The organism is Pedobacter sp. V48, from assembly GCF_000523515.1.
GTDB lineage: Bacteria > Bacteroidota > Bacteroidia > Sphingobacteriales > Sphingobacteriaceae > Pedobacter.
Genome location: NZ_AWRU01000034.1, coordinates 274,857 through 299,603, shown reverse-complemented (window position 1 = coordinate 299,603; position 24,747 = coordinate 274,857). Strand labels below are relative to the sequence as shown.

The following is a 24,747-nucleotide window of genomic DNA, read 5'->3' as shown; positions in this document are numbered from 1 at the left end:
CATGAAGAAATACCTGTATCTGTTACTGTTGTTCATTTTCGCGTCACGCACAGAAGCGCAAAAGCTTAAGACCAATCCTTACGGTTTACAGGTCATCAATTCATATGAAGACTACCAATCATCTTATGCTAAAGACCCAAAGAATGAACTAATAGAAATCAAAAAAGCAATTCCGAATATTAAGCTCGACATCAGGTACGCCACCAAAAATAATTTCATGAATCAGGTGATGTACAAAGAGGCTCGGGCTTTTGCCAGGAAACCTGTTGTTGAACAGCTAAAAAAGATACAATTAGCCCTCAACAAAAAAGGCTATGGCTTAAAAATCTTTGATGCATATCGACCATATACCATTACACTTGCTTTCTACCAAAAAGCTAAAGACAAAAATTTTGTCGCTAACCCTAAAAAAGGATCTAAACACAACCGAGGCTGTGCCATCGACTTAACACTTATCGATTTAAAAACAGGAAAAGAACTTCAAATGCCAACATCGTACGACAGTTTTGCCGCCCAAGCCTCACCATCTTATTCAAACTTGCCAGCCTTAGTAATAAAAAACAGAACATTACTGATAGCAACAATGCAGGCCTATGGATTCCGTGTAATAACAAACGAATGGTGGCATTTTGATTTCGTCGGATGGAAAAAATATCCCCTAATGGATATCCCATTTGAAAAGCTATAACCCTAAAAGTTTTCGTGCACGTAGGTTATAATTTTGCCCATCTCATTTCTCACCCCGGTTGTCGACGAAACAAAATTATTGTTCATAAAAGAGAACAGATATACCTTGTTTTTTTTGGTCACAACATAACCGCTCTGACAATGAACATTCGATAACGTTCCTGTTTTGCCAAAAACAAAGGGATCATTGGTTTTAGGATAGGCATTTTTTAAAGTTCCGCTCTTCCCTCCAGCCGGGAGCATCGCAAATAGTCTCTTTTGATCATTCACCTCTTTGTAAATAAGCTCCAGAAGCTTAACAATATCCCTTGGAGTGAATAAATTATACCTGGACAGACCTGAACCATCAATCCATACGGGCTTGTCCTGTAGCTCCTCTAAATAAGTTTTTTCGATGTGCTGGATTGCAGTCTCTGCACTCAATTTCTCACCAATCTGATTGGAATATACCAGAAGTAACTGTTCGGCAATAAAATTGTCACTTGGAACCATCATCTCTTTAAAAACAGAATCCGATTTTAAAGAATACAAAGTTGATGCATTGGCTGGCATATCCATGTTAACTAATTCAACCTTTTTTCCAAGGGTATCCGACAATAAGGCTAACGTTGTTTGCAAACTAACTTTATACGGCACAGACTGCTTATATCCCAAAGGCACAGTTACTGGCGGATAATTAAATCTATTTTCATTGAAATCCCTCTTTACAAGGAAAGAAGTATCTTTTATTGAAGAATCCTGGCCTACACAATCAGCAAACAACGTAGGCGAAACCTTCAATTTACCATTCTCCTCATTAATTTCCACCAGGTTCCCCATAATCGGGAACTCATTAATCTCTGCCTGATAATAATCATTGTAATCATCCCATTGCCAACCCTTTCCATAAAAATCACCCTTATATCTTCCATACGCAAAAAAGAGTCTTTTATTTGTAGCTTTCAGGAAATCGAAAGCCTTGATTCCTTTTAACTGGATTTGTAAAAAAGAGGGGTCTCCTGTCCCCCAAAATATAAGGGAATCTCCACGTTCAACATACCGCAAGGCGGGAATTGAATCCGGGGTCATTTTTAGTCCCCCATAAAAAGTAAATAATTTAGTATTTGATGCCGGAGTAAAATATTTATCAGCGTTATTTTCAAACACCATTTTATCGGCAGACATATCGTATAAAGCAAACCCCACATAGTGTTTTTTTAGCCCCTCAGACTGTTTAAAAAGACTATTCACCTTTCTGGCCATACGCCGGTCAATAGAGCATCCGCTTAAAAAAAAGCCTCCACAGACAACCAATAAAAGAAACAAGCTTTTAATTTTAAATTCAGATCTACACATACTGACTACTAATTTATTAAATTAGTTCAATGAATTCGCTTATGCGTACCGTTAATTTCTTTTTCTTAAAAGTTATTCTGATTTCCATAATAATTGGAATTTGCTGTGCATATGCCTTAAAAGCCCAGCAATTTAGTTTTCATGGTTCTCGTACAAAAGGCGCTGTCAATTTTACCCTTATCCGGAACTTAATTATTATTCCTTTATACATTAACAATAAAGGACCGTACAACTTCATTCTTGATACCGGTGTAGGACCGTTAGTGATCACAGATACTACAATTGTTAAAGATTTAAACCTTAAAGATCTTCGTCCTATTAAAATAACGGGTCTCGGTAAAGGAATAGAAATCGACGCTTTTCTTACCAATGAACTCTCAGCTAAAGTAGGCAAAGCAAGCATCGACTACATCCCTGCAGCAATATTAAAAACAGATATTTTAGGTCTCTCAAATTTTATGGGCATCAGAATTTATGGCCTTTTGGGGTACTATTTCTTCAATAGCTTTACCGTCGAAATTAACTACTCTTCTAAAAGAGTAATCTTTAGCCTGCCCGGAACTAAAAAGAAAATAAAAGGAGATATTGTTCCCTTGCAAATAATCAACAACAAGCCCTATATCAACGTAGAGCTAGACACCAAAGAATTGGGCATAATAAATGCAAAAGTTGTTGTTGATAATGGCGCCAGCCATGCCATTTCGCTGGAAACCTTAAACGAAAAGCCCTTCCCTGTTCCGGCAAATTCAATTCCGGCAAACCTGGGAATTGGATTAAGTGGCCCAATTAGCGGAAATGTTGGCCGTGTACCTAAAATAAGGATAGGAAACTTCGTATTAAAGGATGTCATTTCTTCCTATCCCATTTATGATGATGTAGCGGCAAAAACGTTTATTTTAAACCGAAATGGCAATCTGGGGGCCGACATACTAAGTCGGTTCAATGTTACTTTTGATTATGCAAATGAAATCATGTACCTCAAACAGAATCAATCCTTCAAACGGCCGTTTGAACACGATATGTCGGGTATCGAAGTCTATGTTGAAGAAGACCCAAACAAGCGATATTTCATTAGCAGAATTGAACCCAATTCTCCCGCCCAGCAGGCAGGAATACATGAAGGAGATGAAATTATATCCATCAATTTTTCTAGCGCCAAGACCCTAAACCTTAATGACATCACCAAAACATTGCGCTCCGGAGATGGCAGGGGCATTTTCCTTTCTATAAACAGAAATGGAGAGCTGCTTATCAAACTTATAAAATTGAAGAAACGGATATAAATATTTATTTTTACAAATATGACGAAGATACCCCGTTTTAAAATAATATTCAGCTTAATCTTACTCACTACATCTTATGCCTGCAACAACCCTAAAGAGGAGAAAAAAGTTGTAAAAAAGCTTTCATTTGACTCAATCATTGGAATTAGATATCAGGAAGTAAAGCGCAGATTTAGTAATGGCCTTTCTTTTAATGAAATGGGATTCCAGCAGGAACCGTCATGGATTATCCAGTTTAAATCAAACGACACGGTGATGGCTTATAGCCCTCAAAAGAAAAAAATGCAGCCTTTTTTTCTCATGTTTGATCATGGCGATGTATATAATTTTGCAAATGAATATTTCCGGATAAAAAAAGTAAGTAAAGATAGCCTTGTATTTCAAAGGCTTCATCTTCAAAAAAAGGAAATCTCGAAAGACATCAGGTCTGATGTTAACATAACTTACTATTCCGATAATTATATAAAAAATATACTAAAAACAACTGCAGAGGAGCTGCAAAAACCCTCCAAAGCCGATACACTTTATGTTCAATGGCTCTCTGCAAGATCAAATCGCAACCCGCAAAATTTAGATAGTGCTTTTGCTGGCCGGCAGCCGGTAGCGCTTACCCCGGTAAGCAAGCTCATTAAGGTTAAAAAAACGACAACCGTTGATCCTTTTATGGGTAGAACACAATCCTACGACTATTTATTTCCAAACTATCGCATCGACATTGATAAGGCTTACAAGGACTTTGCGTACGAATTTAATGTGCTTGTAAACGCTAATGGCAAAATGTATTTAACTTCATTTAGAAACGATATGCCTGAATATAAAGAGGCGCGAAAAAAGTCATTAGAAGCAATTATCAACGTCTATCTCCAAAATCTACTGAAGGTTACACCGGGAAAAACACTAGGAATACCCCACTCAAGCGAAATTAAATTGGTTGTTCAGGGCAAAAAAGACAATAAATGATGCTTTTCTCATTTTATATTAATCAAAATATAAAGCACTTGCATTTTAATAAAAAAATAATATGTACATTGCACACTTAATTTTTAATAAATAATACAATGCAAGAAGGAACAGTAAAATTTTTTAATGTAACTAAAGGTTTCGGATTCATCATTCCAGCAAACGGAGATAGCGAAATTTTTGTACATTCAACAGGCCTTATCGATGAAATTCGTGAAAACGACAAAGTTGAATACGATGTTGAAAGCGGTAAAAAAGGGTTGAATGCGATTAATGTTAAAGTAATCTAGATTATTAAAAACATAAATTGTACAGCATCGCAGATAACCTGCGATGCTTTTTTGTTTTATAGCCTTTTATTTATTCTCAGGCTGTGTTGCTTTGATGGTCTCAAAAGCCAATTCAGGTTCGTTCGTAGTTATAAACTCCACCTTATTCTTAAGCAGCCATTTCATGTCCTCAGGATTATTAACTGTCCAGGCATTAATAGTTAAACCCAATTCTTTAGCCTTAGCAAACCACTCTCCTTTTTGGTAAACGCTGTAGTGATAATCCGCACCATAAAATCCATCGGCTTTAAGTTTATCTAAAGATGCGTCTCCATTCAAATAAGCCACCTTAGCTTTAGGATCCAATTCCAAAACCCGCTTCAAAACATCATAGCTAAAACTAATGTAATCAACCCATTCTTTCGCTTTCAATTTCTTAACCATTGCAACTGCACGATCAGTTAATTTCTGATCTCTTTCCGGATCTGCTTTCGATGGTTTTATCTCCAGAATCAGCTTCATTTTCTTCTGCTTTATTCCCTCTTTTAAATACGCTTCCAGAGTAGGAATATTTTCGCCATTTGGATGTTTTTTGGTCAAAAGCTCCTTATACGTTACTTCTGCAATATGAAGTCCATAAAAGTCAGGATCATGGTTAATAACCAAAACGCTATCCGAAGTCATATGAACATCAAATTCAGAGCCATAACAGCCTAATCTTATCGCTTCTTTTAGAGAGGCAATAGAGTTTTCAGGTAAATTATTCTTTTTCCATGCCCCACGATGCGCAATAACAGGATTATTATTCCATGAACTTCCCTTAACAATTGGTTTAGGCTGAGGATCAAAGCTTTTCGTAAATACAGCCATAAGGGTAATGACTAAAATTGATGATTTCATAAATATACTTTTTCTAAAAATACTCGTTAAATGTTTATCTGAACGTTTTCTTAAAGTTATTTTTTAACTTTATTACCCATTCCACTGTTTTAATGAATAATAATTACGCCATTTTAATAGCTAAAGTTAATGAGTTTACGCAAAAGTTTTATCTAAATAAGCTGGTGCGGGGATCTATCTATGCAGCAGCCCTGCTACTTCTGGGTTATCTTTTCCTCTTTCTGTTTGTTTATTATACAAACCCTGGCGTAGGCACTAAAACCTTCCTTTTTTTCTCATTTATAGTGTTTTCTGTAGGGGTAATATCATTTCTCATTATAAAACCTGCCCTTTCTTACTTCAAACTAAGTAAGAATTTAAGCATCGAGGAAGCTGCTACATTAATTGGCGATCATTTTTTTAATGTAAAAGATAAGTTACTAAACACCCTTCAGCTTCAGGCGCTTGCTAATCAGCATCCAAACAACAATCAACTAATCTTAGCTGGGATTGATCAGAAAATAATGGAACTGAGACCCGTTCCTTTTGCAAATGCAATCAAACTAAAAGACAACAAAAAGCACGTTAAATACTTTCTCATACCCCTCTCTGTTATCTTGCTAATTGGCATAATTGCACCAGCCATATTAAAAGAAGGGACAAGCAGTTTTGTTCAGTATAACAAAGAAATTCTCCCTAAAGCTCCTTTTGATTTTGTGATGTTAAACAAAACCTTAATGGTTCCGCAGGGCGATGACTTTACCCTTAAACTTAAAACCACAGGAAACGAACTCCCTCAGGATGTATATGTTTCAGATGGAACGAATACCTACAAATTAGAAAAGGAAGGCAACAACCGCTTTATTTATATATTCAAAAACCTGCAAAAGAATAAAAATATTCAGTTCTCCGCCGGGGGCTTTAATTCTATTCCTCACACAATTGAGGTTAAACCCCGCCCTTCTGTACTCAATATTACCGCTAAACTCCAATACCCCGCTTATCTAAACAAAAAAGAAGAAATCATCCAAAATGCAGGTGATTTACTAATCCCCGAGGGAACCAAAATAACCTGGTTGTTAAATACAGAGAATAGTAGTGCGCTTAACTTTATCATTGGAGGCAAACAGTACGCTTTGAATTCAAACAGCAATACCTTTAGCTTCAGCAAAAAGTTGCAGGAAAATACAGGATATCAAATCACGCCTAAAAATAGCTTTATAAACAGTAAAGACTCGCTCTCTCATCAAATAGCTGTTATTAAGGACGAATTCCCTAACATCTCAATTGTAGAAACCCCAGATTCCTTAAGCAGCAAGGCTCTATATTTTTCCGGGAATATATCAGACGATCATGGATTTAGTTCGCTCAAATTTCAATACAATATCAAGGAAAATGGTGTACTAAAAAGCACTCTGACAAAATCCATTTCGATAAAAAAGAATCAACAGGAAGACGCATTTTTTTACCTATGGAATCTAAATGAGACCCCTCTAAAGCCCGGGCAAGCTTTAGAGTACTATTTTGAGGTGGCAGATAACGATGCGGTAAACGGGGCTAAAAAGACTAAATCGGCGATAAAGGTATTCGAAGTTCCCACACAGCAACAGGTTGCCGAAAAAATAAACCAGGGAAGCACAGAGCTGAAGCAGAAAATGGAAAAAACCATTAAACTGGCCTCCGAAGTTGAAAAAGACAGTAAAAAACTTGGGGAAACGCTGCTTGACAAGAAACAACTCTCTTTCGATGATAAGAAACAGATAGAGCAACTGCTGGATAAGCAGCAGCAGCTTGAAAAAGCCGTTGAGGAAATCAAGTCATTAAATGAAAAAAACACACTCCAAAAAGAAGAGAATAATGCTTTAAAAGACGAATTAATGGAGAAACAAAAGAAGATTGATGACCTGTTCAACAATGTTCTTAATGAAAAAACCAAAGAGCTTCTTCAAAAGCTTCAAAACCTAATGGACGAGAACAATAAGGATCAAACTCAAACTGAGTTGTCTAAAATGCAAATGGACAACAAGTCTTTAAAGAATGAACTTGACAGGATATTAGAGCTTTACAAGCAATTGGAATTTGAACAGAACCTAAAAAACAACACCGACAGGCTAAATGACCTTGCTAAGGAGCAAAAAGAATTATCCCAAAAAGGTGCAGAAAAAGACGCAGCGGCCGACAAGCTTAAAGAAGAACAGAAAAAACTCTCTTCTGAATTCGACGACATTAAAAAAGAACTGGAGAAACTAGATGAGAAAAACCAGCAAATGGAGCTTCCAAATCCATTTAAAAATCCTGAAAAAGAAACATCTGAAATCAAACAACAACAAAAGGACAGCGAGAACAAATTAGATCAAAATAATAAAAAAGATGCCTCAAAGAGTCAGCAGAAAGCGGCTGAACAAATGGAAAAGGTGGCCAAACAAATGGAGCAAATGCAGCAGGAATCTGCTGAAATGGAAAGTAATCTGAATATTGCCGAGCTACGTCAGTTGTTAAAAAACCTGCTGAACACCTCTTTTGATCAGGAAAAGGTTATGCTGAACCTGAAAGGGATGAATAGCAATGATCCTCTCTATACGCAAAACGTACAGAAACAACGCAGTATTAAAGACAATATGAAAACCATTGCCGATAGTTTATTCTCTTTAAGCAAAAGGGTGCCACAAATTGAAACGGCAGTTAATGAAGAAATGCAGAAGATCAACTTCAATATTGATAAAAGTCTGGAAAACCTTGGAGAAAGAAACACAGCCATGGCAAACAGAAATCAACAATATACCATGACATCTATAAACAACCTGACCTTAATGCTGAATGAAGCGCTGGACCAGGTGCAAAATATGAAGAAAAATGCTAAAGGTGGTGGGCAAGGGCAAGGGAAAGGAAGCAGCATGCAGCAACTTCAGCAAATGCAAAAGCAGCTTAATAACAACATGCAAAAAGCACGCAATCAGCTTCAAAAGAATGGGAATAAAGGTAGTGTACCGAAAGGGCAAATGAGTCAGGAGTTTGCAAAAATGGCTCAGCAACAACAAATGATCAGAGAAGCAATTCAGAAAATAAATCAGGAGCAAAATAAAGACGGGAAAAATGGGCTCGGAAACCTCAATCAACTGATAGAAGACATGAAGTCCACTGAGAGTGAATTAGTTAACAAAAAAATAGAACAAGAAACCCTTAATCGTCAAAAAACAATTCTTACAAAATTACTTGATGCAGAGAATGCACAGCGGGAACAAGATCAGGACGCAAAAAGAGAGGCAAAAGCCGCTAAAGATTTCCCCCCTTCTTACAAACAGATGCTCGAAAAATTTAAAAAACTACAACAATCAGAAACAGAATGGCTGCAGAAATTGCCGCCTGATTTAAACTTCTTCTATAAAAAGAAAATAACAGAGTACTTTAAATTGCTAAATTCGCCCCAATAATTTATGATCTGATGAGCAAACCGAGCATTAATTTTTTTACAGAAGACACCAACTATACCATAAAAAAGAAGACCGACATTAAGGATTGGCTCAAATCTGCCATTGCAGCAGAAGGGTATCTTTTAAAGGAATTGAATTTTATACTTTGCTCCGACGAATACCTGCTGCGCATAAACCAGGATTATCTTAATCATGACACATATACTGATGTAATCACTTTTGACAACTCAGAAGAGATTAAAACGATTGTGGGGGATATATTTATCAGCATTGAAAGAATAAAGGAAAATGCGGCAACATTTAAGCACACCGTTGAGCAGGAATTGTGTAGGGTAATGATTCACGGAGCGCTTCATCTTTTAGGATTTAAGGACAAAACTAAGGCTGCAAAAACACTCATGACCGCGCGCGAAGACCATTATCTTGCACTTTTATCCAATCCTTGATATTTGGCTGTTTTTAAGCTTATTGCCGAGACTTGTCTTCTTTACGACATAAGTATTGGATTGCCTCCAATTATTGTTTCTAAAGCCTGCTAATAAGGCCGTTTTTTAACCTCTTTTATCTTCAAAAGCATCATTGTTCTTATTTTACGAAATCGTAATATAACATTTTCGTTACAATTCAAAGACCTAAACTTATGCTGGTGTAAGATCAAAATCCTTTATATTGAATAAGCCCAGCTATATACCAAATAATTATTGCTTACTTTTGTAGTAATTTCTTATCTATAATCTCGTTAAACACAGACTTTGAGCACACTAATTGCAGCCGAAAACTTAGGCCATGCTTATCACGATGAATGGCTTTTTAAAAATTTAACTCTGGGCATACAAACCGGGCAGCGCGTAGCGCTAGTCGGAATAAATGGCGCCGGAAAGAGCACCCTATTAAAGTTACTTGCCGAAAGATTCTCACCTCTTGAGGGTAAAATTGTAAAAAATAAATCAGTAAAGATTGGATTTCTTGATCAGGAGCCTTCTTTCACCGAAGGTCACTCCATTAGTGATTTCATATTTTCGTTGGAAAACAAGCAGCAACAGCTCATCAAAGAATACGAAGAGCTGATAGAAAACCCTAATCCAGATGAAAAGACATTAAATCGCTTATACGAGGAATTAAGCGAACACAATGCCTGGGAGTATGAACATGAGATAAAAACCATTCTTAGCCGGATGGGGATCACTCATTTACAGCAACAGATTTCTACCCTCTCCGGAGGACAGAAAAAGCGCTTGGCCCTGGCGAAACTCCTTATTGAAGATCCTGAAATCTATGTATTAGATGAGCCAACGAATCATCTGGACATAGATACGATTGAATGGTTAGAGAAATTGCTTACATCGGGAAATAAAACGATCCTATTGGTTACGCACGATCGTTATTTTCTCGACAATGTATGTAATACAATTGTTGAGTTAGACAGAGGAAAAATATATAATTACAATGGCAACTATGCCTACTTCCTTGAAAAGAAATCCGAAAGAGAAGCAGCTGATGAGAGTACTTTTCAAAAGAACAAAAATCTTTTAAAGAAAGAATTAGAGTGGATGAGAAGGATGCCGCAGGCACGTACTACCAAATCTCAGGCAAGAATTGATGCATTTTACGACTTAGATAGCAAAACAAAGCAACGGACTGACAATCAAAGTATTACTTTAAATGTAAAAATGTCGCGCCAGGGAAACAAAATTCTTGAGCTAGACCATATAGGCCAGTCATTTGATGATAAAAAAATCATCAGTGATTTCAGTTATACATTTAAACGCGCCGACAGAATTGGTCTTGCTGGTAAAAATGGAACAGGAAAATCCACGTTGCTAAATATTATTACCGGATTTCTTAAACCTGAAAAAGGAAAAGTTGGGACAGGAGAAACAACTGTTTATGGTTACTATAAACAAGGGGGTTTAGCTTTTAATGAAAAAGAACGTGTTATTGATATTGTAAAATCTGATGCCGAATATATTAAAATGGCAGACGGACAAACCATATCAGCCTCTCAACTTTTAACGTTATTTCTCTTCCCTCCTAAGAAGCAACATGGCATGGTGGAGAAACTAAGCGGTGGAGAGAAGAAGCGCTTGCACCTGATGAAAGTCTTAATGCAAAATCCAAATTTCTTAATTCTAGATGAGCCTACAAATGATCTTGATATCGACACTTTAAATGTTCTTGAAGAATTTCTTGAAAATTTCCCAGGCGTCTTAATACTAGTATCGCATGATAGATATCTGTTAGATAAAATGAGCGAGCAATTATTTATAATGGAAGGAAATGGTGAAGTAACAATTTACAATGGAAACTATTCGGAGTACAGATTAAGTCTAGATGCTGCAAAAGAAAAGCCAGAAGTAAAAAAGAAAGAATCGCAAACGCCCGCCCCTACCTCTGTGGCACAAAAAAAATTAAGCTACAAGGAGCAGAAAGAATTAGAAGATTTGGAAGCAAGGATTCCTCAAATTGAAACAGAAGTAGAAAAACTGACACAATCATTGTTAGAAATTGATAACTCAAACTATATTGGAATTCAAGCCGTAACCAAGTCTATAGAAAGCTTAAATTCCGAAATGAACACTGTAATGGAGAGATGGTTGGAGCTTTCAGAAAAATAAATTAATAACTTTACAAACACGTTCCACGTGAAACGCTCCGGAAAATCATCGCAGAGTTTCACGTGGAACATATAAAATATACTAAGCTATGTTTAATGAATACGATGTAATTGTTGTCGGTGCGGGACACGCAGGTTGCGAAGCTGCGGCGGCAGCAGCAAACCTTGGCTCCTCTGTTTTATTGATCACGATGAACATGGAGACCATTGCACAGATGAGTTGCAACCCGGCAATGGGTGGAGTAGCCAAAGGACAAATAGTTCGGGAGATCGATGCTATGGGCGGTTACTCTGGAATTATAAGCGATAAGACAACTCTTCAATTCAGAATGCTAAATCTTTCTAAAGGCCCGGCAATGTGGAGCCCAAGAACTCAAAATGACCGGAAAAGATTTGCCGAAGAATGGCGACTTGCTTTAGAGCGAACTCCAAATGTCGATTTCTGGCAAGACATGGTTAGCAGCCTAATCATTAAAAACAATACTGTAGTGGGAGTTAAAACTTCCCTAGGCGTCGAGATAAAAGGTAAGTCTGTAGTACTCACAAATGGAACATTTCTAAACGGTGTTATCCACGTCGGCGAGAAAAAATTTGGAGGTGGCCGTACCGGAGAAAAAGCAGCAACCGGAATTACAGAACAACTTACAGCGTTAGGATTTGAAGCAGGCCGAATGAAAACCGGCACCCCTCCCCGAGTAGACGGAAGATCTTTAAATTACAGTGTTATGGAAGAGCAATGGGGCGATGAAAATCCCGGTAGATTTTCCTTCACTAATGTAGCCAGACCAACTGAGCAACGTTGCTGCTGGATCACCTATACAAACTCCGAAGTACACGAGACCTTAAAAGAAGGGTTTGAAAAATCGCCGATGTTTACCGGCCGGATCAAAGGCCTGGGTCCAAGATACTGTCCATCTATAGAAGACAAGATAAATAGGTTTGCCGAACGCGAAAGGCATCAAATATTTGTCGAGCCAGAAGGCTGGAATACCTGTGAAATCTACGTGAATGGTTTCTCTACCTCATTGCCCGAAGATGTACAATACAAAGCACTAACTAAGATCCCAGGATTCGAAAGCGCCAAGATGTTCAGACCTGGTTATGCAATTGAGTACGATTATTTTCCGCCTACCCAATTATCTTTAACCTTAGAAACGAAGTTAATAAGCAATTTGTTTTTTGCTGGCCAAATAAACGGCACCACAGGATACGAAGAGGCTGCTAGTCAGGGTTTTATAGCAGGAATCAATGCCCATCAAAAGGTAAAAGACAAACATGAGCTGATCATGAAGCGATCTGAATCCTATATTGGTGTTTTAATAGATGATCTGGTAACTAAAGGCACTGAAGAGCCATATAGAATGTTTACATCCAGAGCAGAACACAGACTTTTACTTAGACAAGATAATGCCGATATCAGACTCTCCCCTATTGGTCATAGTCTGGGCTTAATAAACGATGAACGTTTAGATCTGGTTAAACAAAAAGTAGCGAATTCAGATGCTATTGTAGAGTTCTCTAAAAAACAAGCAATTGACATGACCCAGGCAAATGCACTCCTGCAAGATTTAGGAACAAGCGCATTAAATCAGACGGTAAAAGTATTCAACCTGTTAAGTCGCCCGCAAGTAGGAATAAATCACATAAGAACTGTTAGTCCTAACTTCAATGAGTTTCTAGATCAATTTGACAAAGAAACTATTGAGCAAGCTGAAATAAAAATCAAGTATGAGAGTTATTTTGAAAAGGAACAGGAAATTGTAAATAAAATGCAAAAGATGGAAGACAAAGATATCAATCCAAATTTTGATTATTCTCAATTAGTATCTTTATCAAAAGAGGCTCGTGAAAAATTGTTAAAAATAAAACCAAGAACACTCGGACAAGCATCCCGAATTTCAGGTGTTTCGCCATCCGATATATCTGTTTTAATGGTACATATTAGCAAATAACAGGTAACTAACTGGACAATAATTACTTAGATGTTTAAAAAACAGACAAAAACAGGGCTTGTTTTAAAGCGATATAAGCCACTTTTAAAAAATTTTAATGATATCTATTAAAAACAGGTTTAAATTCAATACAACTTATATAAATGACTAAAAATAACAACATAGTCTTCTTAAGGAATTTCACTATCTTATTTTTGATAGTTTCTTTAATTTATAGCTGTGCAAGTATTCAGCAACCTCAGGGCGGGCCCAGAGACACCACCCCACCCAAGATTCTAAGCATGGAACCAAAAGACGAGACGACAAATTTCACATCCAAAAAAGTTGTTATAGAACTTGATGAGTATTTCAAATTACAGAATGAGTTTAAAGAATTTTCTGTTTCGCCCGAAATGCCTAAACCCCCTGTTTTAAAAACGAAAGGAAAAAAATTAGAAATATCCTTTCCAGATAGTCTAGAAAAAAATACAACATATACCTTAAACTTTGGAAAGTCCGTTGCCGATGTTAATGAATCTAACGTAGTCAAAAATTTAACCTATGTATTTTCAACAGGCCCAAAACTTGATTCACTAAGCATAAAAGGAAAAGTAACAAATTCATTAACCGGAGAACCTGAATTGGACGCCGTTGCATTTATATTGCCCCTAAATAGAGATACACTATTTGGAAAAGGCAAACCGTCTATTTATACCCTTACAGATAGCAGTGGTAATTACAGTTTAAAGAATTTAAGGAGTGATACCTATAAACTATACGTCCTCAAAGAAAAAAGTGGTGATAAAATCTACCAGCAAGCTACCGACGAAATTGGTTTTCTAAAGGATTCAATCGTTCTAACCAAGAATATGGATAGCATGAATCTAAAAGTATTTAAAGAGGACGCCACCGTATTTAGGATCATTGACAAACGCCTAAATCCAGACGGAAGTATCCTGTTAACTTTTAATCAAAAGCTAAAGAAGCCGGAAGCAATAATTCTCGATCCTCCTGCTTTAGACGCTTCAAAGAAAATTAAGTTCAGCAAGAACAACGATTCACTAAAGGTTTGGCTTACAGATTTAAGCTTCGATTCAACAAAAGTAAGCATTAAAGAAAACGGAAAATTGCTTCAAACAGCAACACTAACCAGAGGTAAAAAAGAGACATATACCAGATCATTAACCGCATTAAATAATCTCGATAACCGTGCTCTGCCACCGGGGAGAACCCTAAAATTTACCTTCAATTTTCCAATAGAAAGCTTTGATGCCAGTAAAATAACCCTATTAGAAGATTCGGTAGACACCAAAAACTTTACGCTGACCAAGGATAGTTTAGACCAACTCTCCTACTATTTCAGGTATCCGTGGAAACAAAAAACCATGTATGACATCACCTTCGCCCCTGGCGCATTTACAGCCATCTTTAAAGCTCAAAACAAGGAAATAAAAACCTCACTTGAGCTGGGCAAGAAAGATGATTACGGAACACTAAAAGTCAAAATTGTGCCTCCTGAAAAACAAAAAAGTTATATTCTTGAAATTATTGATGGCAATAAAAGCATCGTAAATACAATAGTTGTAAAACAAGATACATCTGTTACTTTCAGTAATTATAAAGGCGGAAAATACTTCATAAGAATAACCTACGACACCAATAAAAATGGCGTATGGGATACCGGAAGTGTTGCCTTGGGGATACAACCAGAAAAAATATGGAACGAGCCTAAGGAGCTATCTATCAGGCCTAACTGGGAAAGAAATGAAGTAATAACTATTCCAAAAGAATAAGCTATCTGAACCAGTCAGAATACATAATATAATTATCCGGCAACTTATTTAATAAAGCCCTTTGCACATCAGTAATGGGCTTTATTTTTTTTGCAGGCGTACCGGCATAAATAAATCCACTTTCACAGTGTGTATTCTCCAAAACAACAGCCCCTGCAGCGATAATAGTATAATCTTCGACCACTGCATTATCCATTATAATAGCACCCATACCAACCAATATATGATTGTTTAAGGTACATCCATGTACAATCGCATTATGACCCACAGATACTCTATTTCCTATCTTGGTAGCCGCTTTCAGGTAAGTAGCATGAATCACCGCACCATCCTGAATATTGCTGTCGTCACCTATCGTAATTTTATTTACATCCCCTCTAATCACGGCATTAAACCAAACAGAGCAATTTTTTCCCATAACCACATCTCCAACTATTGTAGCATTAGGGGCAATAAAACAATTTTCACCCCATTTTGGATGTACATCTTTAACTGGTAATATAATTGGCATAATTAAAAAATTGTATCTGTTAATTGTTCTGAATGATTAGGGTAATCAGTAGTAAAATGAAGTCCTCTGCTCTCTTTTCTGGCCATAGCCGATTTTATAACGATGAAAGCTACCTGAATTACATTTCTTAGTTCGCAAAGCTTTACAGAAACCTTATTTCCTTTATAAAAATCCTCTGTTTCCTGATGCAATAAATACAAACGTCTCATCGCTCTTTCCAACCTGAAATCAGAGCGAACTATACCAACATAATCACTCATTAATTTCTGAGTTTCTCTTAAATTATGAGTAACTAATATGTCTTCATTTGATTGTGTAACCCCATGATCATTCCATTCAGGAATGCTATCAGGAATCACATTATTCATAAAATTAGCTACAGCATGTTCAAATATACGATGAGCAAATACAGGGGCTTCTAATAAAGAATTAGAGGCCAACCTGTTGGCTCCATGTAAACCCGTCGAAGAACACTCGCCACAAGCATATAAATTCTTTATAGACGATCTTCCAAATTCGTCCACAAATATTCCACCACACATATAATGAGCCGCAGGAGTAACCGGTATAAGATCCTTGGTCATATCTATACCAATGGACAAACATTTAGCATATATATTGGGGAAATGAGCCAAAATATCAGCCTTTTTTCTATTTGTTATATCCAGATAAACAAAATCCTCACCCGATTTTTTCATCTCAGCATCAATAGCTCGGGCTACTATATCCCTTGGCGCCAATGATCCACGTTTATCATATTCATACATAAACTCCTCACCATCTTTCCTTCTAAGTACACCACCAAAACCCCTGACAGCTTCAGAAATTAGAAAAGCGGGATACTCTCCCGGATGATATAAAGCTGTTGGATGGAACTGAATAAATTCCATATTCCTTACTTTTCCTTTAGCTCTATAAACCATTGCCATTCCATCGCCAGTTGCAATAACCGGATTTGTAGTACTGGAATAGATATGTCCCGCACCTCCAGAAGCCATGATAGTCACATTTGCCAATATCTTTTCCACATCGTTAAGCTCTGTATTAAAGGCATATATCCCGTAACAGTTAATAACCTCGGTCGCTTTATCAACATGTATCCCCAGGTGATGCTGAGTGATCAACTCCAAACAGAAGTAATGTGTTAATATCTCTATGTTCTGGTTCTGATGAATTTGCTTCAATAACACACTTTCAATTTCGTAGCCTGTTACATCTTTATAGTGTAAAACACGATGTTCAGAATGCCCGCCTTCCTTGGCCAGATCATACACTCCGGTGCCATCCTTATCAAAGTTAGTCCCATAGTCGATGATCTCTTGTATACGCTGAGGACCCTCAGTTACAACTACTTCTACAATATGTTTATCGCATAAACCATCTCCGGCAATTAATGTATCTTCAATATGCTTCTCAAAAGAATCATCTTTATCTACAACAACAGCCACTCCACCCTGGGCATATTTAGTATTAGATTCGTCTTCGTTAGACTTAGTAACAATTAATACTTTACCATATTTAGCTGCCTTTAATGCAAAGCTCAAACCGGCAATACCTGATCCTATGACCAAAAAATCTACTTTTCTCATTAAAATGTGTTATTTCCACTCCTTTGTTAACAACGTTGATATAATTGTTAACTACTTGTCTAAATAAATAGAACAATTTTATTTGAATGTTTAAAGCTAAGCTAAAATGGTAATTCGACACAATATTTTAACTTATTTTTAAGCATAAACGTATCGGTTATTAACTTTTTATTCACCAACTAAGAATACACATATTGGTATTGATAAGTTTTAGAGTGAATTAATATATCGTTGTAAATCAGTCGATATTTTTAATAAAAATGTAATCTAAATGTTAATAAGTTACTAATAACTCATAAAGAAGCATTTTTTTGAAGTACTTTTAAACAATACTAACACACTAATAAACAATAGAAATCTATTTATATATAATAATTATATTTTATTGAAGTGTTGAAAGCTCCGTACATTTACAAAAGTTCCAAAACAGATAATTAAAATTTATGCTGTTCTTTGCTGCACTAAAAAAGAAATATTAAAACAGAAAATATCAACTCATTAAAATGGACACCTTAGAGGAAATTAACAGAAAAGGTTTTGTAGATGAAAAGATCGATCCCACACTTGACCTTTTTGAGGAAATTGAAAGATTAAAAAAGGAAAAGAATGCGATAATATTAGCTCATTATTACCAGGATCCTGATATTCAAGATATTGCAGATTATATTGGAGATAGTTTAGGGCTATCGCAGGAAGCTGCTAAGACCGAGGCAGATATCATTGTTTTTGCTGGAGTGCATTTTATGGCAGAAACAGCTAAAATTCTTTCTCCCAATAAAACTGTTTTGTTACCAGATGTTAAGGCAGGATGCTCATTAGCAGATAGTTGCCCACCACATTTGTTTAAAAAATTTAAAGAAAAATACCCTGATCACCTCGTAATAACGTATGTAAACTGCACAGCAGAGCTAAAGGCATTGAGCGATATCGTGTGTACCTCCACAAATGCTGTTCAAATTGTTGAAAGTTTGCCAAAAGATCAGAAAATTATCTTTGGACCGGATAAAAATCTTGGTGCATGGGTAGCAAAGAAAACCGGTAGAGATCTGGTATTGTGGAATGGAGCGTGTATGGTGCACGAAATATTCTCCAGAGAAAAAATAACAAAACTTAAAGAGCGCCACCCTAACGCAAAATTTATTGCACATCCTGAATGTGAAGAAGCGGTACTAAAAATGGCCGATTACATTGGTTCTACCACAGGATTGTTAAAATATTCCATAAACAACGATGCTCAGGAATTCATTGTAGCAACAGAAAGTGGTATTATTCATCAAATGGAGAAAGCTAATCCTGGAAAAACCTTCATACCTGCGCCACCAAACAACAGTTGTGCATGTAATGAGTGCCCATATATGAAAAGAAACACGTTAGAAAAGCTTTATTTGTGTTTAAAAAATGGATCTCCAGAGGTAACTGTACCTGAAGATATCATTGTAAGAGCAAGAAAACCAATTGAAAGAATGCTTGAGATATCTGCAAGTTTAGGGTTGTAAAAATTTGCTATCACCACCACATCATCCTGAAACGAATTCAGCATGATGTGGGGAAAAATGATATAAAAAAGAATGTTGATAACTATGTTAATTTGCTGTAAAAGAATAATATAATTATTATAATAACATAATTGTAAAAGAAATAAGATAATGTTTGAGAATAAGGAAAGAACTGATATTTCAGAGCTGGGAGAATTTGGGCTGATAAAGCATTTAACAGATACCTTCAAAATAAGACATGAAAGCAGTATAAAAGGCATAGGTGATGATGCAGCAGTATTAAATTTTGACAACAAACAAGTATTGATTTCTACAGATCTGTTGCTCGAAGGAATTCATTTTGACCTAGCTTATGTACCGCTAATGCATTTAGGTTACAAAGCAGTTCAAGTAAATTTAAGTGATATTTATGCAATGAATGGTATTGCAACTCAGGTAACCGTTTCCATCGGTTTGTCGAGCAAATTTCCTTTGGAAGCAGTTGAAGAAATTTACAAAGGAATTGAACTGGCCTGTAATAAATTTAACATTGATCTTATTGGAGGTGATACTTCAGCAAGTAAACAAGGATTGGTAATTAGCGTAACCAGTATTGGTTATGCAGAAAAAAATGATGTTGTTTATAGAAATGGAGCTGGTGAAGGTGATCTCTTATGTGTTTCAGGAGATTTAGGAGGTGCTTATGTTGGGATGCAGATATTAGAAAGAGAAAAGCTTATTTTCCTTGAAAATCCTAATATTCAGCCAGATTTAGAAGGTAAGGATTACATAATTGAACGTCAGTTAAAACCTGAAGGAAGAAGAGATATAGTTGATCTTCTTGCACAAATGGACATAAAACCAACCTCAATGATTGATGTATCAGATGGATTGGCTTCTGAAATATTACACATTTGCCAGCAATCAGAAAAAGGATGTAACCTTTACGAAGAGAAAATACCAATAGATCCAATGACTTATGAGACTGCACGTGAACTAGGTTTAGATCCAACAGTATGTGCTCTAAGTGGTGGAGAAGACTATGAATTACTGTTTACAATTAAACAGGAAGACTATCCTAAACTAAAAAACGATGTTGATATTACCATTATTGGTCACATCACTGATAAAAATTCGGGATGTAAAATGATATCTAAATCCAATGTTGTGCATGAATTAAAGGCACAAGGATGGAATGCATTTAAATTATAAACTATCTTCCTCATCAGGTAAGGTAGAATCCAGAAATTTGGTGTCAATCTGCTTAGTAGCTTTGGCACCTAATTTCTTTATTTTCTCTGAAGTATTAGAAAGGTTTCCGGCACCGGTAGAAAGCTTATTTAGAGCTTTATCATAAGCATCCTGGCTTTGCTTAATGTTCTTTCCTATCCCCTCCATATCAGTTAAAAAGCCAACAAACTTATCATACATACTGCCACTTAAACGAGCAATTTCAAGTACATTTCTATTTTGTCTTTCCTGTTTCCAAATACTTGCAATAGTTCTTAAAGTAGCCAGTAAAGTAGAAGGACTTACAATAACTACTTTTCTGTCCCAGGCATAATTAAAAAGTTCAGCATCCTGCTGTACCGCAATACCAAAAGAAGATTCAATGGGTATAAATAACAATACAAAATCAGGCGAGTTGATCTGATATAGATCATGGTAGTTTTTAGCAGATAAACCTTGTATATGGGCTTTTATGGAAGCAAGATGTTGTTTTAAATATAATTCTTTATCCTCATCAGTATCTGAAGTAACCAATCGTTCATAGGCCAGCAAAGAGACCTTAGAATCAATTATTATATGCTTATCATCCGGAAGGTCAATAATAACATCCGGTTGCATTCTACCCCCATCAGATGAGCTCAAACTGGTCTGTATTCTATATTCTCTATCCTTTACCAAGCCAGATCTTTCTAAAACACGTTCCAGTATTACTTCGCCCCAGTTTCCTTGCTTTTTATTATCGCCTTTAAGGGCCCTGGTTAAGTTATTAGCATCTTCCTGAATTTGCTTGGTCTGATCCATTAATTGTGAGATCACGCCTTTTAAAATATTTCTTTCGTCTGATTCAGATTTGTAAACCTTATCAACCTTTTCTTCAAAAGCTTTGATGTTTTCTTTAAATGGATTTAAAATAATGTCAAGATTAGTCTTGTTTTGTTCTGTAAATCTTACTGTTTTTTCTTCGAGAACTTTATTGGCTATATTTTCAAATTCCAGCTTAAATCTTTGTTGTAGTTCCGCAATATATTTATCCTGTTCAATCTGTTTTTCACGCTGGGCAACAAGCGACTCTTCGGCTTTTATCACCTTACTGCGCTCATTCATATAATTGAGGCGAAGATCACTCAATTCATCTTCTAGTTTCAATTTTTCATCCTTTAACCAATTCATCGACTTTTGGTGTTCCAATTCCTTTAACTCCAAAAGTGCAATATGATTTTGGTTAGCCGCCGGTTTCTTAAACAATAAAAAAATAAGTGAGGCTAAAATGATAACTAATAATACTATTCCTGCTATTTCCATACTAATATTGTTATCAAATGTGGCCATAATAACTTTAAATTGCAAAAATAAATAGTATTTTTTGATTAGTTTATAGAGAATCTATAACAAGCCTGGCGGCATCCTCTCCGGTTTGGGCGCCCATTGCAATTCCCATTCCGTTACACCTAACAGCACAGAAAACATTGGGTTTTACTTCTTTAATTATAGGATTTATAGTAGGCCCAAATGCCATAATTCCGCTCCAGGTTTGGTCTATTTCAAAAGGTGTTTCAGGTAAAATTACTTTCGACAACAATTTTGTTAGTGCATTTTGTACCAACTCGGTGGTTCCAAATTCAGCGGTTTCCTCAGCTTTAAAATCAAGGTTTCTTCCACCTCCTAAAAGAAGCCTTTCATCTATATTTCTAAAATAATAATACCCTTTATCGTAATGAAAAGTACCCTTTACTTTTAAGTTTTTTACTGGTTTTGTAACGATCACCTGACCACGTCCTGGGATCACATCTAAAGAAGGCACCAGATCCTTTACAAAAGCATTCGTACAGATCAATACCCTTTTACATCTAAAATTTCCTTCTGGGGTTAAAATGACCTGCTGATTTCCCTCTTCTTTTAATGCTGTAACTGTACAGGAGTTAAAAATAGTTATCCCTTGTGATGCTGCTTTTTTAAGCAGACACTGCATCATTTTTCCGGTATCTATTTGTGCCTCTAAAATATTCTCTAAAAGGATGCTCACATCTTTAAAACCAAACTCAGAAATTTTGCCGCTTGAAGTTTTAAAAACCTCCTGCTTGCCCGATATTTCCTTCAAAATCTGGTTGTAATGGCCAATTTTGGAGACACACAATGAAGATAATTCATTTTCTAACGGCTTAAATAATTCATAACCACCATAATTTTCATAAGATATTGAGCTATCTCCTAATAGCTTTCTGAGCTTAAGGAGGCCACTCCAGCGTTTATCAATTAATTTATATAAACCGTCGGTTCCTATAATTTTCTCTTGTTCAATTAATTCAGAAATACTTCCGAAACAAGCAAAGCCAGCATTCTTTGTGCTCGCCCCCGAGGGTAAGAAGCCCCTTTCTAATACAGCGATACTTAAATTTGGTGTTTCTTTTTTTAAGCCGATTGCTGCATTTAGGCCCACAATTCCACTTCCTATGATAATAATATCATAGTGAAAAAAGTACTTTTTTTCCCAATAAGAAATCAGTGCCGACATAATATAAAATTATGTTATTTTTTGATTATCAGATAAATTGGGAACGCTTTTTGATTAAAAACTAATGAGATTACAAAACTAAAAAAATGGGAATTTATTTGATTTTAATAATCCCGGTTCTAATACTAAGCATGTTTGTACAATGGAGATTTAGAAATAAGTTTTCAAAATATGCTGAAATGCACTTGAATTCGGGATTTTCGGGAAAAGAGGTTGCAGAGAAAATGCTGCACGACAATGGGATATTTGATGTGAGGGTGATGAGTACCGATGGACAATTATCAGATCATTATAATCCTTCAGATAAAACGGTTAACCTAAGTACAGATGTCTATTATGGCCGTAGTGTTGCAGCAGCAGCAGTGGCAGCTCATGAGTGCGGGCATGCCTTGCAACAGGCTAAATCATATAGCTGGTTAAACCTTAGAACCAATATGGTGCCTTTAGTAAGTCTAACTTCAAACCTTTTACAGTGGGTATTAATTCTGGGCGTTTTATTAATTGCTTTTACGTTTAACCCTGTTGTTTTAACAATTGGAGTAATAGGTTTAACACTAATAACTATTTTTAGTATAATTACCTTACCTGTAGAGTTTGATGCCAGCAGAAGAGCGCTTATATGGTTAAAAAACAATAAAGAGATACTGTATACAACCGAAGAAAATACACAGGCTAAAGATGCACTTTGGTGGGCGGCCATGACTTATGTAGTAGCCGCATTAGGTGCCATGACTAATCTTATCTATTACGTTTCCATATTATTTGGAAGGCACCAAAGGTCAGTTTAATCTGTAAGAAGCTATTAAGCTAAATTTAGGAATATCAACTGTAAATTCAGTATCATCAAACAGGCGGCTCATTAAATAGCTTCCGTTCATGGTACCCATATCAGTTGTTAAGTTGCAGCCAGACACGTAAGAATGACTTTCTCCAGGTTCAATTACAGGCTGTAAGCCAATAACCCCTTCGCCTTCTACTTCTCTTTGAACACCGCTGGAATCAAAAATGAACCATTGACGTCTCTTAAGCTGTATAGCGTAATCTGAAAGGTTTTCTATATTGATGCGGTAGGCAAATACATAGTGATCATTTGCTGGATTAGAATATTCATCCTGATACACTGTTTCTACCGAAATTTTAACACCGTCTGTTATTGCTGTAACCATTACAATTTTATTTATTAAATGTTTTCAAAAATCACGCCATTTCCCCAACCGGGAGAACGTTATGATACTTATCTGCCACTTCGTCTAGGATACTATGTATAGTTTCTATACTATCCTCTTTGACAAGCAACATTCTATAAGGTTTAAAGTCTGGTAAACCTTTGAAGTAATTTGCATAGTGGCGTCTCATTTCGAATACACCAACTTTAGGGCCTTTCCATGCAATTGATTTCTCAAAATGTGTTCTGCATACTGTTACGCGCTCTTCCACACTTGGTCCGGCTAAAATTTCGCCTGTATTAAAAAAGTGTCTTATTTCCCTGAATATCCATGGATATCCAATAGCAGCCCGACCAATCATGATGCCATCTATCTCATATTCCAGTCTCCAGTCTGCCGCCTTTTGTATGCTATCTACATCACCATTACCAAAGATTGGAATTTTTATACGAGGGTTACGTTTGATCTCTCTTATCAACGTCCAGTCTGCTTCGCCTTTATACAGTTGGGCCCTTGTTCTTCCATGAATTGTTAACGCCTGGATACCAATATCTTGTAATCTTTCTGCAACTTCTTCTACATTCTTGGTATTGTCGTCCCATCCCAGTCTGGTTTTAACAGTTACAGGCAAGTGTGTCGCTTTTACAACAGCCTCGGTCATTTTAACCATCTTGTCAATATCCTGTAGCAAACTAGCTCCCGCACCTCGGCAAGCAACGTTCTTAACCGGGCAGCCATAATTGATGTCCATCAGATCTGGATTGGCCAGAGTAGCAATTTCGGTAGCCTCTCTCATATGATCGATCTCACTTCCAAATATCTGTATGCCAATAGGGCGCTCATACTCAAAAATATCAAGTTTAGCCCTGCTTTTTGCAGCATCTCTAATTAACCCTTCCGACGAAATAAATTCGGTATACATCATATCTACCCCGCTTTGTTTACAAACAAAACGAAAAGGAGGATCGCTCACATCTTCCATAGGTGCAAGCAATAAAGGGAACTCTCCCAGGTCAATATTTCCTATCTTTACAGACATTTTTCTATCTTCAATGCAAATTTCAAAGTGCAAAGGTACAAAT

At 36.4% G+C, this 24,747-nt stretch carries 20 protein-coding genes; 12 read left to right on the top strand and 8 right to left on the bottom strand.

The annotated features are described in order from the left end of the window. The first annotated feature begins 1 nt into the window (after nt 1). Nucleotides 2-688: a M15 family metallopeptidase gene (locus tag N824_RS26700; RefSeq protein ID WP_048908147.1), complete on the top strand. Its 687-nt coding sequence runs from the start codon at nt 2-4 to the stop codon at nt 686-688. A gap of 2 nt (nt 689-690) precedes the next feature. On the opposite strand, the gene N824_RS26695 is transcribed toward N824_RS26700, so the two are convergent. Further along, nucleotides 691-2,022, bottom strand: a complete 1,332-nt coding sequence (locus N824_RS26695) for a D-alanyl-D-alanine carboxypeptidase/D-alanyl-D-alanine-endopeptidase (RefSeq protein ID WP_048908146.1) — start codon at nt 2,020-2,022, stop codon at nt 691-693. A gap of 29 nt (nt 2,023-2,051) precedes the next feature. Here N824_RS26695 and N824_RS26690 point away from each other — a divergent pair, with 29 nt between their 5' ends. The 3 genes from N824_RS26690 to N824_RS26680 all read left to right on the top strand — a co-directional run bounded on the left by N824_RS26690 (nt 2,052) and on the right by N824_RS26680 (nt 4,555). Continuing rightward, nucleotides 2,052-3,305 (top strand): aspartyl protease family protein, encoded by a 1,254-nt coding sequence (locus N824_RS26690; protein ID WP_048908145.1) that lies wholly within the window; start codon nt 2,052-2,054, stop codon nt 3,303-3,305. A gap of 18 nt (nt 3,306-3,323) precedes the next feature. After that, entirely contained in the window at nt 3,324-4,265 is a 942-nt protein-coding gene (locus N824_RS26685; RefSeq protein WP_048908144.1) for a hypothetical protein, read from the top strand. 98 nt (nt 4,266-4,363) lie between these two features. Then, on the top strand, nt 4,364-4,555 hold the full coding sequence (locus N824_RS26680; protein WP_008241764.1) for a cold-shock protein: 192 nt from the start codon (nt 4,364-4,366) through the stop codon (nt 4,553-4,555). Between the two features lie 66 nt (nt 4,556-4,621). Here the strand turns inward: N824_RS26680 and N824_RS26675 are convergent, their stop codons facing one another. After that, entirely contained in the window at nt 4,622-5,434 is an 813-nt protein-coding gene (locus N824_RS26675; protein ID WP_052334278.1) for a glycerophosphodiester phosphodiesterase family protein, read from the bottom strand. A gap of 92 nt (nt 5,435-5,526) precedes the next feature. On the opposite strand from N824_RS26675, the gene N824_RS26670 reads away from it, so the two are divergent. From N824_RS26670 to N824_RS26650, 5 genes are all read left to right on the top strand, one after another. Then, entirely contained in the window at nt 5,527-8,844 is a 3,318-nt protein-coding gene (locus tag N824_RS26670; protein WP_048908143.1) for a DUF4175 family protein, read from the top strand. An 11-nt stretch (nt 8,845-8,855) separates the two neighbouring features. Beyond that, nucleotides 8,856-9,290 carry an rRNA maturation RNase YbeY gene (ybeY, locus tag N824_RS26665; RefSeq protein WP_048908142.1) on the top strand — a complete coding sequence of 145 codons (435 nt, stop codon included), beginning with the start codon at nt 8,856-8,858 and terminating at the stop codon, nt 9,288-9,290. Nucleotides 9,291-9,596: 306 nt separating this feature from the next. After that, nucleotides 9,597-11,459, top strand: a complete 1,863-nt coding sequence (locus N824_RS26660) for an ABC-F family ATP-binding cassette domain-containing protein (protein WP_048908141.1) — start codon at nt 9,597-9,599, stop codon at nt 11,457-11,459. Between the two features lie 88 nt (nt 11,460-11,547). Beyond that, nucleotides 11,548-13,410, top strand: coding sequence for a tRNA uridine-5-carboxymethylaminomethyl(34) synthesis enzyme MnmG (gene mnmG, locus N824_RS26655; protein ID WP_048908140.1), 1,863 nt, complete (start codon nt 11,548-11,550; stop codon nt 13,408-13,410). Between the two features lie 143 nt (nt 13,411-13,553). Then, nucleotides 13,554-15,182 (top strand): Ig-like domain-containing protein, encoded by a 1,629-nt coding sequence (locus N824_RS26650; protein WP_048908139.1) that lies wholly within the window; start codon nt 13,554-13,556, stop codon nt 15,180-15,182. Nucleotide 15,183: 1 nt separating this feature from the next. Here N824_RS26650 and N824_RS26645 read toward each other — a convergent pair whose 3' ends face one another. Together N824_RS26645 and nadB are read right to left on the bottom strand one after the other, a co-directional pair. Next, nucleotides 15,184-15,693 (bottom strand): gamma carbonic anhydrase family protein, encoded by a 510-nt coding sequence (locus N824_RS26645; protein ID WP_048908138.1) that lies wholly within the window; start codon nt 15,691-15,693, stop codon nt 15,184-15,186. A gap of 2 nt (nt 15,694-15,695) precedes the next feature. Further along, the gene (gene nadB / locus N824_RS26640; protein WP_048908137.1) at nt 15,696-17,282 is read right to left on the bottom strand and encodes an L-aspartate oxidase; all 1,587 of its coding nucleotides are present in this window, start codon (nt 17,280-17,282) and stop codon (nt 15,696-15,698) included. 503 nt (nt 17,283-17,785) lie between these two features. On the opposite strand from nadB, the gene nadA reads away from it, so the two are divergent. Both nadA and thiL read left to right on the top strand, forming a co-directional pair. Then, a complete protein-coding gene (gene nadA / locus N824_RS26635; RefSeq protein ID WP_048908136.1) occupies nt 17,786-18,778 on the top strand; it encodes a quinolinate synthase NadA in 993 nt (330 codons plus the stop codon). Nucleotides 18,779-18,928: 150 nt separating this feature from the next. Continuing rightward, nucleotides 18,929-19,969, top strand: coding sequence for a thiamine-phosphate kinase (gene thiL / locus N824_RS26630; protein ID WP_048908135.1), 1,041 nt, complete (start codon nt 18,929-18,931; stop codon nt 19,967-19,969). Here thiL and N824_RS26625 read toward each other — a convergent pair. After that, nucleotides 19,964-21,316: a DNA recombination protein RmuC gene (locus N824_RS26625; protein WP_235207322.1), complete on the bottom strand. Its 1,353-nt coding sequence runs from the start codon at nt 21,314-21,316 to the stop codon at nt 19,964-19,966. The genes thiL and N824_RS26625 overlap by 6 nt on opposite strands. Nucleotides 21,317-21,359: 43 nt before the next feature. Further along, nucleotides 21,360-22,499, bottom strand: a complete 1,140-nt coding sequence (locus N824_RS26620; protein ID WP_048908134.1) for an FAD-binding oxidoreductase — start codon at nt 22,497-22,499, stop codon at nt 21,360-21,362. 86 nt (nt 22,500-22,585) lie between these two features. Here N824_RS26620 and N824_RS26615 point away from each other — a divergent pair, with 86 nt between their 5' ends. Beyond that, nucleotides 22,586-23,287: a zinc metallopeptidase gene (locus N824_RS26615; RefSeq protein ID WP_048908133.1), complete on the top strand. Its 702-nt coding sequence runs from the start codon at nt 22,586-22,588 to the stop codon at nt 23,285-23,287. On the opposite strand, the gene apaG is transcribed toward N824_RS26615, so the two are convergent. Next, the gene (apaG, locus tag N824_RS26610; protein ID WP_048908132.1) at nt 23,279-23,665 is read right to left on the bottom strand and encodes a Co2+/Mg2+ efflux protein ApaG; all 387 of its coding nucleotides are present in this window, start codon (nt 23,663-23,665) and stop codon (nt 23,279-23,281) included. The two genes, N824_RS26615 and apaG, sit on opposite strands and share 9 nt — an antisense overlap. Before the next feature lie 31 nt (nt 23,666-23,696). Beyond that, nucleotides 23,697-24,704, bottom strand: coding sequence for a tRNA dihydrouridine synthase DusB (gene dusB / locus N824_RS26605; RefSeq protein WP_048908131.1), 1,008 nt, complete (start codon nt 24,702-24,704; stop codon nt 23,697-23,699). Nucleotides 24,705-24,747: the final 43 nt, after the last annotated feature.

Coding starts and splice junctions, on each gene's coding strand:
- N824_RS26700 (WP_048908147.1), top strand. CDS start 2: ATGAAGAAATACCTGTATCTGTTACTGTTGTTCATTTTCGCGTCACGC.
- N824_RS26645 (WP_048908138.1), bottom strand. CDS start 15,693: ATGCCAATTATATTACCAGTTAAAGATGTACATCCAAAATGGGGTGAA.
- N824_RS26685 (WP_048908144.1), top strand. CDS start 3,324: ATGACGAAGATACCCCGTTTTAAAATAATATTCAGCTTAATCTTACTC.
- N824_RS26680 (WP_008241764.1), top strand. CDS start 4,364: ATGCAAGAAGGAACAGTAAAATTTTTTAATGTAACTAAAGGTTTCGGA.
- N824_RS26650 (WP_048908139.1), top strand. CDS start 13,554: ATGACTAAAAATAACAACATAGTCTTCTTAAGGAATTTCACTATCTTA.
- N824_RS26670 (WP_048908143.1), top strand. CDS start 5,527: ATGAATAATAATTACGCCATTTTAATAGCTAAAGTTAATGAGTTTACG.
- nadB (WP_048908137.1), bottom strand. CDS start 17,282: ATGAGAAAAGTAGATTTTTTGGTCATAGGATCAGGTATTGCCGGTTTG.
- N824_RS26695 (WP_048908146.1), bottom strand. CDS start 2,022: ATGTGTAGATCTGAATTTAAAATTAAAAGCTTGTTTCTTTTATTGGTT.
- nadA (WP_048908136.1), top strand. CDS start 17,786: ATGGACACCTTAGAGGAAATTAACAGAAAAGGTTTTGTAGATGAAAAG.
- mnmG (WP_048908140.1), top strand. CDS start 11,548: ATGTTTAATGAATACGATGTAATTGTTGTCGGTGCGGGACACGCAGGT.
- dusB (WP_048908131.1), bottom strand. CDS start 24,704: ATGTCTGTAAAGATAGGAAATATTGACCTGGGAGAGTTCCCTTTATTG.
- N824_RS26690 (WP_048908145.1), top strand. CDS start 2,052: ATGAATTCGCTTATGCGTACCGTTAATTTCTTTTTCTTAAAAGTTATT.
- N824_RS26625 (WP_235207322.1), bottom strand. CDS start 21,316: ATGGCCACATTTGATAACAATATTAGTATGGAAATAGCAGGAATAGTA.
- ybeY (WP_048908142.1), top strand. CDS start 8,856: ATGAGCAAACCGAGCATTAATTTTTTTACAGAAGACACCAACTATACC.
- N824_RS26620 (WP_048908134.1), bottom strand. CDS start 22,499: ATGTCGGCACTGATTTCTTATTGGGAAAAAAAGTACTTTTTTCACTAT.
- apaG (WP_048908132.1), bottom strand. CDS start 23,665: ATGGTTACAGCAATAACAGACGGTGTTAAAATTTCGGTAGAAACAGTG.
- thiL (WP_048908135.1), top strand. CDS start 18,929: ATGTTTGAGAATAAGGAAAGAACTGATATTTCAGAGCTGGGAGAATTT.
- N824_RS26675 (WP_052334278.1), bottom strand. CDS start 5,434: ATGAAATCATCAATTTTAGTCATTACCCTTATGGCTGTATTTACGAAA.
- N824_RS26615 (WP_048908133.1), top strand. CDS start 22,586: ATGGGAATTTATTTGATTTTAATAATCCCGGTTCTAATACTAAGCATG.